The following is a 12,994-nucleotide window of genomic DNA, read 5'->3' as shown; positions in this document are numbered from 1 at the left end:
CCACCCACCGCCGGTCGTGTGGTGCTGTGCGGGCTGCGCGGAGGGTCACCCCGCGTGGTCAGCCCTCAGGTCACCGCAGGAGCGAGAGCACGCCCTGGGGGATCTGGTTGGCCTGCGCGAGCATCGACGTGCCGGCCTGCGAGAGGATCTGGGCCCGCGTGAACGAGACCATCTCCGACGCCATGTCGGTGTCGCGGATGCGGCTCTCCGACGCGGACAGGTTCTCCACCGCGACGTTCACGTTCTTGATCGTGTGCTCGAAGCGGTTCTGCAGCGCACCGAGGTTGGCGCGAGCCGTGGAGACGCTGCCGATCTGCGAGTCGACGAGCTTGATCGCGGCCTGGGCGCCCGCGTTCGTGCTGAAGTCCAGCGCGCCCGCACCGCCCGCAGCGCCCGTGCCGGTGAAGCCGGTGGCGTTCGGCGTGGTGCCGATGTCGACCGTCGCACCCGTGACCGACTTGACGTTCAGGCCGGTTGCGACGCCCGTGGCGTCACGAGTGACGGAGGCGACGAGCTTGCCGGAGAAGGTCTTGTCCGCGTTGAGCGCGTCCGCCACGTCCTCGACCGTCTTGTAGTCGCCCGCCGCACCGAGGGTCACGGAGACCTCCGACGTCGTCGTGCCGTCGGTCGTGCTGAAGGTCGTCGCACCCGTGACGGCCTGGGCACCGGCGTCCGTCAGCGCGAAGGTCGCGCCCTTGTTGCCGACCGAGAGCGCCGAGGCGATCTGCGAGACGTTCGCCGTCGACAGGTCGACCTTGATCTGGCTGTTCGAGTCGCCGTCCGCGCCGACCTGGAAGTTCAGGGTGCCGGCCGAGCCGTCGAGCAGCTTGGTGCCGTTGAAGTTCGTCGACTTGCCGATGCGGTCGAGCTCCGAGACCAGGCTGGACGCCTCGGTCGCGATGTTCGTCCGCGCCGCCGTGTTGTTCGAGTCGTTCGCGGCCTGGACGCCCAGGTCACGCACACGCTGGAGGATCGAGTGGACCTCCGTGAGCGCGCCTTCCGCCGTCTGCACGACCGAGATGCCGTCCTGCGCGTTGCGAGCCGCAACCTTCAGGCCGCCGACCTGCGAGCGCAGGCCCTCGGAGATGGCGAGACCGGCAGCGTCGTCGGCCGCACGGTTGATGCGGAAGCCCGAGGAGAGCTTCTCGAGCGACTTGCCCAGGTCGTTCTGCGTGTTGCTGAGGTTGCGGTACGAGTTGACCGCCGCGATGTTCTGGTTGATCGAGAGACCCATGATGGAACTCCTCCTTGATTCGGGTCGAGATGCTGGCCGTCCATGGCCACACCGTGCTCATCGGGGGGCCTCCCCCGCTGATGAGAGGTTCGGCAACGAAAATCCCCCGTTCACCCTCTCGGCCTACCGGCCGGGTGAACGGGGGATCTCGTCGTGCAGGTCAGAGCTGTGACAACCCCGGACCGTGGTGGTGCGGGCGGGTCAGGACGCGGTGCTGAGCGAGCGCTGCTCGGCGGCGACGCTAGGACGCTGCGTCGGGACGGACGGGCTGAGCGTGACGCCGGCGGCCGAGGCCCCCATCGCGGCACGCGCGGCGACGGCCGCGAAGTAGCCCTGGCGGCGACGCTCGGCGACGCCGTCGGGACGCTCGGCCTGGGGCACCAGGTCGGGGTCGAGGCTCGCGTTGAGCCCGTCGCGCAGGAGGCCGAGGGCCTCGGTGCGCAGCTGGCTGATGCGGGACTGGGTGACGCCCAGCTCCTCGGCGAGCTCGGAGACGGGCCGGTCGTGGAAGAAGAGCTGCTCGACGACGACGCGCAGGCGCTCGGGGAGCGTGTCGACGCCGGCCCGCAGGTAGCGCAGGCGCTCGTTCGTGAGGAGCGACTCCTCGGGGCCGGGCGACTTGTCGCTCACGAGCTCCGCGATCGGGTTCACCGTCGAGTCGATGCTGAGCACGCGGCGCTCGGCATCCTGGCGGGCCTGGTCGACGCTCGCGACGTCGGTACCGAGCGCGGAGGCGAGCTCCTCGCGGTTCGGGGTGCGCCCGAGCGTCGCGGTGAGGCGCTCGCTCGTGCTGGCGAGCTCACGGGCACGGTGGCGTGCGCCGCGGGTCGCCCAGTCCATGGACCGCAGCTCGTCGAGCAGCGCGCCGCGGATGCGCAGGGCGGCGTAGCGGGCGAAGGGAACGCCGGTGGTCGGGTCGTAGGCCCGGGCGGCGAGGACGAGCGCGAGGTGCCCGGCGGAGGCCAGGTCGTCGCGGCTGACGGTCGGGGGGACGCGCATGAGGACCTCGGAGACCTGGTAGCCGACGAGGGCCAGGTTCGCGACGACGAGCTCGTCCGTGGGGTGTCCGCTGGTGGTTGTCACCTCACGTATTTCGGGGTCCCTGAGCCCCGGCTTGAGCCCGTGTGAGCGCTCAAGTGGGGGCACCGAGGCAACCGTCGAGAACGAATCGGACGATGTGGGTGAGCGAATCGCCCATCGCTGCCCATAGGTTTCCCGCTGCGCCATCCGAGTGTGACTCAGATCACACCGATCCACCCGGGTGAGGGCCCTGACCTGGACGGACGTCCAGGACCGGCTCGCCGCACCTGCCCACGATCGTCCGGTTCAGGCGCCGCCCGTCCGGCCTCGCGCGCGCCCACGCGAGAAGCAAGGACGCGGCCCGTGCGCCGCACGCCGGCCGTCACCGCTCGCAGGTGTCCACGCGGTCCGCGAGAGATCGCGCCGGAATCGTCAGCATGCGGGCACGCCGGCCGATAGAGGAGCCAGAAGCACCCGAACCCCTGCGCCGGAGAGCGCACGAGAGACGTGAGAGGAGGTCCGCCCCGTGGCCCTTGCCCGACTGTCCGACGTCCTGTGGAAGGAACGGCACCTCCTGGAGCTCCTGCTCTTCAAGCTCGAGGAGGAGCAGCTCGTCCTCACGAGCGGGCGCACCCGCTGGCTCGGTCACGCGACCCGCGAGGTCGAGACCGTGCTGGAGCAGATCCGCGACGCCGAGCTCGGCCGCTCGGTCGAGGCCGACGAGGTCGCCGCGCTGCTCGGCATGGAGCCCGGTGCGAGCCTCCTCGAGATCTCCCAGCACGCTCCCCCGCCGTGGGACGAGCTGCTGCGCGCGCACCGCGACGCGTTCGTGACCCTCACCGCCGAGATCGGCCAGCTCGCCGACGGCAACCGCGAGCTCCTCGCGATGTCGCACCGCGCGACGCAGGAGACGCTCATGACGATGCAGGACACCGTCCAGACCTACGACGTGCAGGGCATGGCCAGCACGCCCCACGACCGCAGCGCGCAGCTGCTCGACCGGTCGTTCTGAAAGGGAACCAGTGAGCACCTTCTCCGGACTCGGCACCGCGCTGAGCTCGCTCATCGCCCAGCGTCAGGCCCTCGACGTCTCGGGCCAGAACGTCGCGAACGCCAACACCGTCGGCTACACGCGCCAGCGTGCCGCGATGTCGGCGCTGCCCGCGGCCAGCGTCGCCTCGATGTTCTCGACGTCCGACGGCGTCGGGCTCGGCGTGAACGTCACCGGGGTCTCGCGCCTCGGCGACGCCTTCCTCGACGCCCGCGTGCGCACCGAGACGGCCGGCGCGTCCTACCTCGCCGCGCAGTCCGCCGCCTACACGCAGCTCGAGAAGAGCGTCGGCGAGCCGTCGACGACCGGCCTCGCCAAGCAGCTCAGCAACCTCTGGGGCGCGTTCGGCGACGTGTCGAACACCCCGGACAAGGACTCCGCACGTGCCGTCCTGCTCGAGACGGCGCAGGCCGTCGTCGACCGCGTCGCGTCGCTCTACGACGCCGCGGAGTCGCAGTGGTCCCACGCACGCACCACGACCGCGGGCCTCGTCGACCAGGTGAACACGACCGCGGCGAACGTCGCGGACCTCAACGCGCGCATCCTCGCGATCACGAACTCGGGTGCTGCCGCGAACGAGCTCCTCGACCAGCGCGACCAGCTCGTCGTGCAGCTCTCGGGTCTCGTGGGCGCGACCACCCGCACGCGCCCCGACGGCCAGCTCGACGTGTACGTCGCCGGGAACACGCTCGTCGACGGCGCGAAGGCCAAGACGCTCGAGGTCACCGGCGCGACGACGTTCGCGCAGGCGACCGGCGGCGCCGCGGTCACGGTCGGCTGGGCCGGCAAGCCCGGCCTGTCCGTCGGGCTCGACGGTGGCCGCGTCGCGGGCCTGCTGTCGGTGACCGCTCCCCCGGGGACGCCGGCCGGCTCGGGCGGGATGCTCACCGAGGCCGCCGCGTCGTACGACGCGCTCGCGACCCGGATCACGACCCAGGTCAACGCGCTGCACTCGACCGCGACGCGCGCCGACGGCACGACCCCGGGCGGTGCGTTCTTCACCATCGACGCCGGCAAGCCCGCGGCGCTCGGACTGCGCGTGGCGATCACCGACCCGAGCCACGTGGCGGTCGGCAACCCCGCGAAGGGGCCGCTCGACGGCTCGGTCGGGGACGCGCTCGCCAAGCTCGGCACAGCGAAGGACGGCCCCGACGCAAGCTGGAGCGCCACCGTCGTCAGCCTCGGGGTCCGCACCGCGAGCGCCGCCTCCCGCGCGAACGTCGCCGAGACGTCCCGCGCGTCCGCCGCGGCGCAGCAGCTCTCCCAGGCCAGCGTCGACACCGACGAGGAAGCCGTGAACATGCTCGCGTACCAGCGCGCGTACGAGGGGGCCGCCCGGGTCCTCACCGCCATCGACGAGATGCTCGACACACTCATCAACCGCACCGGCGTGGTCGGGAGGTAGCACCGTGATCAACCGCGTGACGCACCAGACGGTCCAGCGCTCGACGCTCGGGAACCTGCAGCAGAACCTGTCGAAGATGGCGGACCTGCAGGCGAAGATGTCGAGCGGCAAGAACATCAACGTCCCCTCGGACGACCCCGCCGGGGCCTCCGACATGCTCCGCCTGCGCGGCGAGCAGCGGGCCCAGACGCAGTTCGCGCGCAACGCGGACGACGGCAACGGCTGGCTCACGACGGTCGACTCGGCGCTCACGTCGTCGCTGACCTCGATGCGCCGTGCACGCGACCTCGTGGTCCAGGGCGGCAACGGCGGGCTCGGCGCCACGTCCCGAGAGGCCCTCGCCGCGGAGGTCGACGGGCTGCGCGCGGCGCTGCTCGAGCAGGCCAACACGTCCTACCTGGGGCGGAGCGTGTTCGCCGGGACGTCCGACGCGGGCGTCGCGTTCACCGACACCTACGTGTTCACCGGCACACCCGGGTCGGGTGTCGAGCGCCGCGTCGCGGAGAACACCTCGGTGCGCGTCGACGCCGACGGTGCCGCCGTGTACGGGGAGGGGGCGAGCTCGGTGTTCGCGCTCCTTGAGACCGTCTCCGCGACCCTGCGCTCGGGTGGCGACGTCACCTCCCACCTGGCCGCGATGGACTCGCGCTTCGAGTCGATGCTGACGCAGGTCTCCGGAGTCGGTGCGCGCCAGAACCGCGTGCAGGACGCGCAGAGCACGCTGCTGGAGACCCAGCAGTCCACGAAGGCCCAGCTGTCCGCGATCGAGGACGTCGACCTCGCGGGCATCATCCTCGAGCTCCAGATGCAGGAGGTCGCCTACCAGGGCGCCCTCGGAGCGGCCGGCAAGGTCCTGCAGCCGACACTGATGGAGTTCCTGCGATGAGCCAGACCACCGTGACCGAGCACCAGGCGCACCCGTTCACCGGCGTGCACGTCCCCACCACGCTGCACCTGCGCGAGCCGCTGCCGGGCCTGCCCGGGCACACCGAGTTCGACGTCACGTCGCTCGACGACATCGGCGTCCTGCACGCGATCCGCTCCGTGCCCGCCGCGGGCGCGCAGCCGGTGCGCCTGTTCGTCGTCGTGCCGCAGCCGTTCTTCCCCGACTACGCCCCGGCGGTCTCGACCGACGCCGTCGCGGCCGTCGGCGGCCCCGCGGAGCGCCTCGTCCTGCTCGTCGTCGTGCACCCCGCCGACGGCCCGCACCCCGCGACCGCGAACCTGCTCGCGCCGCTCGTCGTCGACCCGGTCACGGGCGCCGCCGTCCAGACCGTCGTCGACGAGGACTGGCCGCTGCGCGCGCCGCTCGCCTGAGTCGCCCGAACGGCCCCTCACCGGGGACCGTCGCCTGCCGATGGGCAGGGCGACACACCTCTCTCGATCCAGGAGACCAGTCCATGAGCGTCATCGACGACCCGGGCACCCCCACGCGCGTGAGCGAGATCAGCGTGCTGCGGCAGCCCGTCGTCTACGTCGACCGGTCCGTCTACGGCTACGCCGTCCGCGTCGCCGCGCTCGACCCGGCCGGCGAGGCCGTCCCGGAGCACGAGATCGCGGGGTTCGCCGACGCCGAGTACGCCCGGCTCGACCTCCCGCGGCTCGCCGGTGACCACGTCGTGTTCCTGCGCGCCACGCCCCGCATCCTGCTCGGCGACGTCGCGCTCCTGCGCCCGTCGTCCGGCGTGGTCCTGGAGGTCACGCCCGAGCTCACCCACCTCCCCGACGTCGCCGGCCTCGTCGCCGTCGCGCGCCAGCGCGGCTTCGGCATCGCGCTCGCCGACTACACCGGCACGGTCGCGCAGGACGCCCTGCTGGACCAGGCGGACTTCGTCAAGATCGACATCGGGCGCGGCTACGACCGGCTCGCGATGCTCGTCGCGCGGGCCCAGGGCTCCGGCGTGCTCGTGATCGCCGAGCGCGCCGACAGCCGCGAGCGCATCAAGGCCGGCCTCGACCTCGGCGTCGAGATGCTCCAGGGCCCGATGTTCGAGCGCGACCCCGAGGTCGTGGGCCGCAGCCTCACCGCGGGCGAGCTCCAGTGCCTCGAGCTGCTGCAGCTCCTCACGCAGAACCACATCGACCAGGCCGCGGTCGTCCGCACCGTCGGGTCCGACCCCGAGCTCGCCATGCGCGTCCTGCACCTGGTCAACGCGAGCACGTTCGCGCTGCGCCGCAAGGTCGACTCGGTGCACCAGGCCGTCGTGCTCGTGGGCCCCCACCAGCTCTCCGCGGTCGCGATGGCCTCGCTCATCGACGCGCAGCCCACGACGATCGGCCCGCTCTGGTCGATCCTCACGCGCGCGCTGTCCTGCCGGGCCGTGACCGGGGCCGACGCCGCGTACACCGTCGGGCTGCTCTCCGCCGTCGGGGCGCACCAACGCATCGCGGTCGACGAGCTCGTCGAGCGCACCGGGGTGTCCGCGGACGTCGCCGACGCGCTGCGCAGCTTCTCCGGCCCCTACGGGCCCGCGCTCGCCGCGGTCCTGGCCCTCGAGGAGAACGACATCGAGGGTGTTCGGGCGACGGGCCTCGAGCCCTACGACGTCGCTCAGGCGTGCCTCGCGGTCGTTCCCGAGGCGCTCGCGACCGCGACGGCGCTCGCGGTCGCCGCCCCGGCCTGAGCCGACCGGCCGGACCGGCGTCGCCCTGACGCCGCCCGGGTACGGCGAAGGCCCGCGGCACCTGCACGACCCAGGACACCTCCTGGTGGTGACGGCGGCCCGGCACCTTGCCCGCGGAGCGGCGGGACCCCCGTAGCCTGGGGGCGTGCCCTCGCTGATCGAGCTCGTGCTCCACCCCGACCGCCGCAAGCCCGCCCCCGAGCCCGCCCCGGTGAGCCTTGGGCCGGCGTTCGTCGTCGGCAGCGTGGGGTGGCTCGTCGCGCTCACGGTCATGGTCCTGTGGCCGGGCGTCGAGGTGACGTCCGCGGTCATCGCGACCTGCTTCGTGGGCGTGCTGCTCGGCGGCCTCGGGCTGCTCTGGGCCCGGCGCCAGCGCTAGCCGGCGCTCCCCGGCCCCGCGGCCGCACCGCGGGACGGCGGTCCCGCGGGACAGCGACCGTCCCGGGCGGTCGCAGCCGGCCCGACGGGGTCGCCCGCGGGCGGTCCGACCGGGTGGGCTCGCGCGCAGCCCGACCGGGTCGCGTCCGGGCGTCCGGGCGCCGTCAGGGCGCGGGGTCCGCCGCCTGCTCGACCGCGATCTCGTCCGCACGCCCCGGCTCGGTGAGCACGATCTCGACCGCGTGCCGGTCCGCCCAGCGCCCGGCCGCCTGCGCGAGCCCCCGCGCCAGCGCCGCGAGCTGCGTCGCGTGCACGACGGCCCGCGGCCCGGTCCCCTCGACCCACCAGTCCACGGGCACCCCGTCGACCCGCAGCTCGTCGTGCTCGACCCAGGTCGCCGGCGCCTCGGGCAGCAGGCGCAGGACCGCCTCGGGGGTCGGCACGACGTCACCGCCCTGCCCCGCGTCCGCGGGCCCGTCCGTGTCGACGACGCCGTCCGCCAGGTCGGACGCGAGCGGCAGCCCGAGCAGCGCCGCGAGCGCCGCGGCGGGCGTCGGCCCCTCGGTGCCCTCAGGTGCAGGGCCGTCGGGGGCGGGGCCTGGCACGGGTGCCGGGGCCGGGGCCGCGGCCGGGACGAGCGCCGCGACGTCGGTGCGCTGCCACCACATCGGGGAGTCGGCGACGGCGGCGTCGTCGGCGTGCACGACCGCGACGCGCGTCGGCCCGACCAGCGCCGGCACGAGCTCGACCTCGTCGCCCGGGCCGGTGCCCGTGCCCGAGCGCCCGTCCGCGAGCGCCGCCCACGTGCGCCAGAGGCCCGCGGCGACGGCCAGGGTCACCGGGGAGCCCGCGGCCCCGAGCCCGTCGAGCACGTGCCGCCACGCGCCCGGGTCCAGGCCGTCGAGCGAGCCGACGCCGCCGAGCGCGCGCTGCACCTCCGGGTCGATGCCCGCGAGGACGTCCGGCGGGGCGGGCAGCAGCCGGGTCAGGGCGTCGTCGTGCGCGCCGCCGACGGCGAAGGGTCGCCCGAGCCCGAGGTCCGCGCGCTCGCGCAGCCACCACGCGGTGTACGACGGCGCGCTGCCGGCCGCGGACCCCTCGGCCCGCACCGGGTCGAGCAGCGCACCGCGCAGGTCCGGGCGCCCGGCGAGCCGCGCGAGCACCGCGGGCCACTGCCCGGGCCCGACGGCGTCGAGGTCCGCGACGGCGCGCACGTCGGGCACGTACGCGCCCGCGCCGAACACGTCCGCGAGCACCTCCGCGTAGTCCTCCCAGGCGTCGAGCGACCCCGCGGCGAGCGCGTCGGCGTCCGAGGACGCGAGGTCGACCGCCCCGGCGACGACGTCCCCGACGTGCACGACGACCAGGTCCTCGCGCACGCCGACCGCGACGAGGACGTCCCGCCCCCAGCGCTCGACGAGCTCGACCTGCACGGGTGCGAGGACGCGGTCGTCGAGCAGCGTCGCCGCCGTGGAGCCCGGGACCACGAGACCGTGCGCGGGCGTGGGCTCGCCGTCCGCGGCGGGGAGCGTGAGGAGCCCGAGCCACGGGGCGACCGCGGCGAGCGGCCCGGCGCCGGCCGGGGTGTCCCCCCGCTCCGCCACCGCGGAGGCGACGAGCGCGAGCACCGCGTCGGTCACGTCGCTCGCGAGCGCGAGGTCGTCGTCGTCGGCCTGGTCGAGCACCGCCTGCCGCACGGCGGTGTGCGCGAGGAGGCCCGCGGCGTCGGGGGTCGTCGCGCCGAGCCGCGCGAGCAGCGGGTGCTCGGCGTCCGGGTGCACGACGCGCAGCCCCCACCGGCCGAGGACGCCGAGCGCGTCGAGCACGTCGGGGCGGCGGTCCGCCTCGTCGAGCAGCACGAGCCCGCGCGCGCCGCGGACCACCCGGCCGTCGGCGAGCGGCACCGGCAGCGCGCCGAGGGCCTCGCGGGTCGCCGGGTCCTGCGCCGCGCCGTCGAGCGCCGCGTACAGGTCCCGCCACTCCCCCGGCTCCGCGCCCCGGACGGCCGGCAGCTCCTCGACGAGGTCGGCGAGCGGGCGGACCTCGACGCCGAGCGTGCGCGCGGCGGTCTCGCTGCCCGGCCGGAGCAGCACGAGCCCGCGCGCGTGCGCCGCGAGGGCGCGGACGGCCGCGGGGTCGCGCCCGACCTCGCCCTCGACCGCGACCGCGCGCCCGGGCTCGACGAGGCCCGCGCCCGGCACGTCGCCCCGCACGCGGCTCGCGTCGCCCCGCGTCCCGTCGGGCGCCGGCCCGTGCCCGTGCTCCGACGACGTGCTCGCGTCCGACGGGACCGCCTCGTCCTCGGATCGCCGCCCGGACCCGCCCGGTGCAGGGACCGCCGCGGCCCCCGAGGGCAGCAGCGGCGTGCGGGCCAGGCGCTCGACGACGAGCCGGCGGAGCGTGCCGTCGAGCGACCCGGCCGGCAGCCCCGTGGGGACGAGCGCGAGCGGGTCGTCGCCACGCTCGGCCGCGCCGGACGCGAGCATCGCGTAGACGTGCGCGGCGTGCGCGAGGACGGCGTCCGTGAGCGGGCCCGGTGCGACGTGCCGGCGCGACGGGTCGAGCGGGAGCGTCGCGATCAGCAGCGCGGGCAGCGTGCACGGCTCGTCGGTCGGCGTCGGGGCGTGCACGACGGGGGTCCACGTCGCGGCCGCCGGCGGCGGCCCACCGGACGCGAGCACGTCCCCCTGCCCGGCGTGCGCCGCGGAGCGTGGGACCGCCCACGTCACGCGCCAGCCGCGTGCGGTGCGCTCCTCGACCGGGCGGTCCGCGAGCAGCGCGAGGTCGAGCTCCCCGTGCGCGGACGCGACGTGCCAGCGCTCGTGCAGGTCCGCGACCCGGCGCACGGGCCGCGGCGCGCCGTCGTCCTCGACGAGGATCTCGACGAGCCCCGGCAGCGCCAGCAGCAGCGGGTCGCCCACCGCGGCGAGCAGCGCACGGACCTCGTCGGCCGCGACCTCGTCGCGCAGCTCGAGCACGACCGCGGTGTCGTAGCCCGTCGGCGGCGACCCCTCGGCCGGCAGCGGGAGCCGCAGCGCGGGCAGCGAGCCGTCGCGTCGGCGCACCTCGTCCGCCAGCGCGGGCACGTCCGCCGACGCCTCCGCGAGCAGCCCGACGGTGTCCGCGAGCGAGAACCGCACGCCCCCGCTGGTCGAGAGCACCGAGACCTCGTCGGCGACCGCGCGCACCGCCGCGAACCCCACGCCGAACCGCCCGACGACCGCCGGCCCCCGCCCGAACGGCTGGGCCGGCGCGACGTAGCCCTCCCGCTTCGCCGACGCCCGCATCGACGCGAGCGACGCGACACCAGCCTCGTCGAGCGGTGCGCCGGTGTTCGCGGCGATGAGCACCGACCCGTCGGGCGTCGACGCGAGGCGCAGCAGCAGGCGCCCGGGCACCCCCGCACGGGACGCCGCGTCGGCGGCGTTCTGGGCCAGCTCGACGAGCACGCGGTCGCGGTAGTAGCCGCGGGCGTGGTCCTCCTCGGTGTTGGCGTCCTCGCGCAGGCGCGCGGGCGAGGCACGCCACGCCTCCAGCACGGCCGCGCGCAGCGCAGCGGTGCCGAAGGCGTCCGGGCTCACGGTTCGGGGCTCGGCTCGACCGTCTCGGTGGCGGGCTCCGCGGGGACGTCCGACGGGGCGACGGTCTCGTCGGCCGGCGCGGTCTCGTCGGCCGGAGCGGTCTCGTCGGCCGGAGCCCCGGCGGTGGACGGCTCGTCGGTCGGGTCGCCCGGCTCCGGGTCGGCCTCGGAGCCCAGCTCGGCGAGGTGCTCACCCGCGAGCGGGTCGGTGTCGGCGGCGGGCTCGTCGGTGGCGTCCGCCGCGTCGGCCGGCTCGGTGTCCGCGCCGAGGACCGCGTCGCCCGACACGACCGGGACGACCTCGGGCGCGTCGACCGCAGCAGAGTCGTCGGCGGCCTCGTCGGCCGCCGTGTCGGCAGCCGCCGTGCCGTCGACCACCGTGTCGTCGACCGTCGTGTCGTCAGCCGTCGTGTCGTCAGCCGTCGTGTCGTCAGCCGTGGCCTCGACCGCCGTGTCCGCGGCAGCCGCGTCGACGTCGGCGCCGTCCGCCACGCCCGCCACCGCGGCGGCCGGAGCGAGCTGCACGACCTCGACGTCGTGCTCGTCCAGGTGGTGGTCCGGCGCGGGCCACTCGCTGGCCTGCGGCTCGGCGTCGGTCTCGGAGTGCGCGCCGCAGCCGTGGTCGATGCTCACGACCGTGCCGTCGTCGGGCGACCACGCGTTGGTGCAGACGCCGAAGATGGTGCCGAGCGAGCCCTGGAGCGGCACGAGGAAGCCGCAGCTCCCGCACGCCGCGGCGGACGCGAGCGACCCGGGGGACGTCGGCCCGTGCGGCCCGGCGTACCAGCGGTTCGCGGCCTCGTTCCGGCCGTCGGCCGACAGGACGCGGGCCCGCGCGAGCGCGAGCTCCTCGATCGCGACGGAGTCGAGCTCCTCGTCACCGGTCGGCGTCCACCCGGGCTCGAGGCGCGGGTCGTCGGCACGGAACGGCAGGACGTCGCCGGGACCGATGTCCCCGGGGCGCAGCCGGTCGGACCACGGCAGCCACTCGGGCGCGAGGATCGCGTCGTCCCCCGGCAGCAGCACGGCCTCGCAGACGGTCGCGGTGCGCGAGCGGGCGACGCGCGCGAGCGTCACGGTCCAGACCCAGCCGCGGTAGCCGCGCGCGGTGCACGCGAAGCGGTGCGAGACGAGCCGCTCGCCGTCCACGACGTGGCCGAGGTGCTCGCCGACGTCGCCCGCCTGCTCGGCGAGCTCGACGGCGGCCTGGCGCGCGAGCTCGACGGCGGAGCCCAGCACGGCGTCCTTCGTGGCGGCGGCCATGTCAGCCCTCGAGGTTGTCGGCGACGGCACGCAGCAGCGACGCGTACTTCTCGCCGGCGGCCTTGTCGGGGTAGCGGCCACGGCGCAGGTCGTTGCCGACCTTGTCGAGGACCTTGATGAGGTCCTCGACGATGATCGCCATGTCGTCGGCGGGCTTGCGGGTCGCCTTCACGACCGACGGCACCGGGTCCAGGAACTTCACGGACAGCGCCTGCGGGCCGCGTCGCCCGTCGGCCACGCCGAAGTCGACCTTGGTGCCGGGCTTGGGCGCGGTGACCCCCGCGGGCAGCGCCGAGGCGTGCAGGAACACCTCGTCACCCGCGTCGCTGGCGATGAAGCCGAAGCCGCGCTCGGTGTCGAACCACTTGACCTTGCCGGTGGGCACTGCAACCCCTGAGGTGTCGATGGATGTCGTAACGCTCAAGGCTACCTGCCCGTG

The 12,994-nt window shown here is 75.2% G+C and carries 11 protein-coding genes; 6 read left to right on the top strand and 5 right to left on the bottom strand.

The genetic code is table 11. The annotated features are described in order from the left end of the window. Window positions 1-70: 70 nt before the first annotated feature. Together CCE01nite_RS20425 and CCE01nite_RS20420 are read right to left on the bottom strand one after the other, a co-directional pair. Entirely contained in the window at window positions 71-1,234 is a 1,164-nt protein-coding gene (locus CCE01nite_RS20425) for a flagellin N-terminal helical domain-containing protein (protein WP_034633466.1), read from the bottom strand. 201 nt (window positions 1,235-1,435) lie between these two features. Continuing rightward, the gene (locus CCE01nite_RS20420) at window positions 1,436-2,317 is read right to left on the bottom strand and encodes a sigma-70 family RNA polymerase sigma factor (RefSeq protein WP_034633464.1); all 882 of its coding nucleotides are present in this window, start codon (window positions 2,315-2,317) and stop codon (window positions 1,436-1,438) included. Window positions 2,318-2,780: 463 nt separating this feature from the next. On the opposite strand from CCE01nite_RS20420, the gene flgN reads away from it, so the two are divergent. From flgN to CCE01nite_RS20390, 6 genes are all read left to right on the top strand, one after another. Further along, window positions 2,781-3,266, top strand: coding sequence for a flagellar export chaperone FlgN (gene flgN, locus CCE01nite_RS20415; RefSeq protein WP_034633462.1), 486 nt, complete (start codon window positions 2,781-2,783; stop codon window positions 3,264-3,266). A gap of 10 nt (window positions 3,267-3,276) precedes the next feature. Next, window positions 3,277-4,710: a flagellar hook-associated protein FlgK gene (flgK, locus tag CCE01nite_RS20410; RefSeq protein WP_034633459.1), complete on the top strand. Its 1,434-nt coding sequence runs from the start codon at window positions 3,277-3,279 to the stop codon at window positions 4,708-4,710. 16 nt (window positions 4,711-4,726) lie between these two features. After that, window positions 4,727-5,596, top strand: coding sequence for a flagellar hook-associated protein FlgL (gene flgL, locus CCE01nite_RS20405; RefSeq protein WP_246056798.1), 870 nt, complete (start codon window positions 4,727-4,729; stop codon window positions 5,594-5,596). Beyond that, window positions 5,593-6,027 (top strand): flagellar assembly protein FliW, encoded by a 435-nt coding sequence (locus CCE01nite_RS20400; RefSeq protein WP_034633454.1) that lies wholly within the window; start codon window positions 5,593-5,595, stop codon window positions 6,025-6,027. The genes flgL and CCE01nite_RS20400 overlap by 4 nt, the downstream gene beginning before the upstream one ends. Window positions 6,028-6,110: 83 nt before the next feature. After that, complete coding sequence (locus CCE01nite_RS20395) at window positions 6,111-7,334, top strand: EAL and HDOD domain-containing protein (RefSeq protein WP_052104361.1); 1,224 nt, start codon at window positions 6,111-6,113, stop codon at window positions 7,332-7,334. A gap of 145 nt (window positions 7,335-7,479) precedes the next feature. Further along, window positions 7,480-7,713: a DUF2530 domain-containing protein gene (locus tag CCE01nite_RS20390; RefSeq protein ID WP_034633452.1), complete on the top strand. Its 234-nt coding sequence runs from the start codon at window positions 7,480-7,482 to the stop codon at window positions 7,711-7,713. A 163-nt stretch (window positions 7,714-7,876) separates the two neighbouring features. Here the strand turns inward: CCE01nite_RS20390 and CCE01nite_RS20385 are convergent, their stop codons facing one another. The 3 genes from CCE01nite_RS20385 to CCE01nite_RS20375 are packed head-to-tail and all read right to left on the bottom strand — an operon-like array spanning window position 7,877 to window position 12,940. Further along, the gene (locus CCE01nite_RS20385) at window positions 7,877-11,293 is read right to left on the bottom strand and encodes a sacsin N-terminal ATP-binding-like domain-containing protein (protein ID WP_141372923.1); all 3,417 of its coding nucleotides are present in this window, start codon (window positions 11,291-11,293) and stop codon (window positions 7,877-7,879) included. Continuing rightward, on the bottom strand, window positions 11,290-12,555 hold the full coding sequence (locus CCE01nite_RS22555; protein WP_141372922.1) for a DUF3027 domain-containing protein: 1,266 nt from the start codon (window positions 12,553-12,555) through the stop codon (window positions 11,290-11,292). Before CCE01nite_RS22555 ends, CCE01nite_RS20385 begins: the two co-directional genes overlap by 4 nt. A 1-nt stretch (window position 12,556) precedes the next feature. Continuing rightward, on the bottom strand, window positions 12,557-12,940 hold the full coding sequence (locus CCE01nite_RS20375; protein ID WP_141372921.1) for a cold-shock protein: 384 nt from the start codon (window positions 12,938-12,940) through the stop codon (window positions 12,557-12,559). Window positions 12,941-12,994 lie beyond the last annotated feature (54 nt).

The organism is Cellulomonas cellasea, from assembly GCF_006538745.1.
In the GTDB taxonomy this organism is placed as follows: domain Bacteria; phylum Actinomycetota; class Actinomycetes; order Actinomycetales; family Cellulomonadaceae; genus Cellulomonas_A; species Cellulomonas_A cellasea.
Note: the sequence above shows the minus strand (reverse complement) of the source record. Positions and strands in the feature narration are given on the sequence as shown.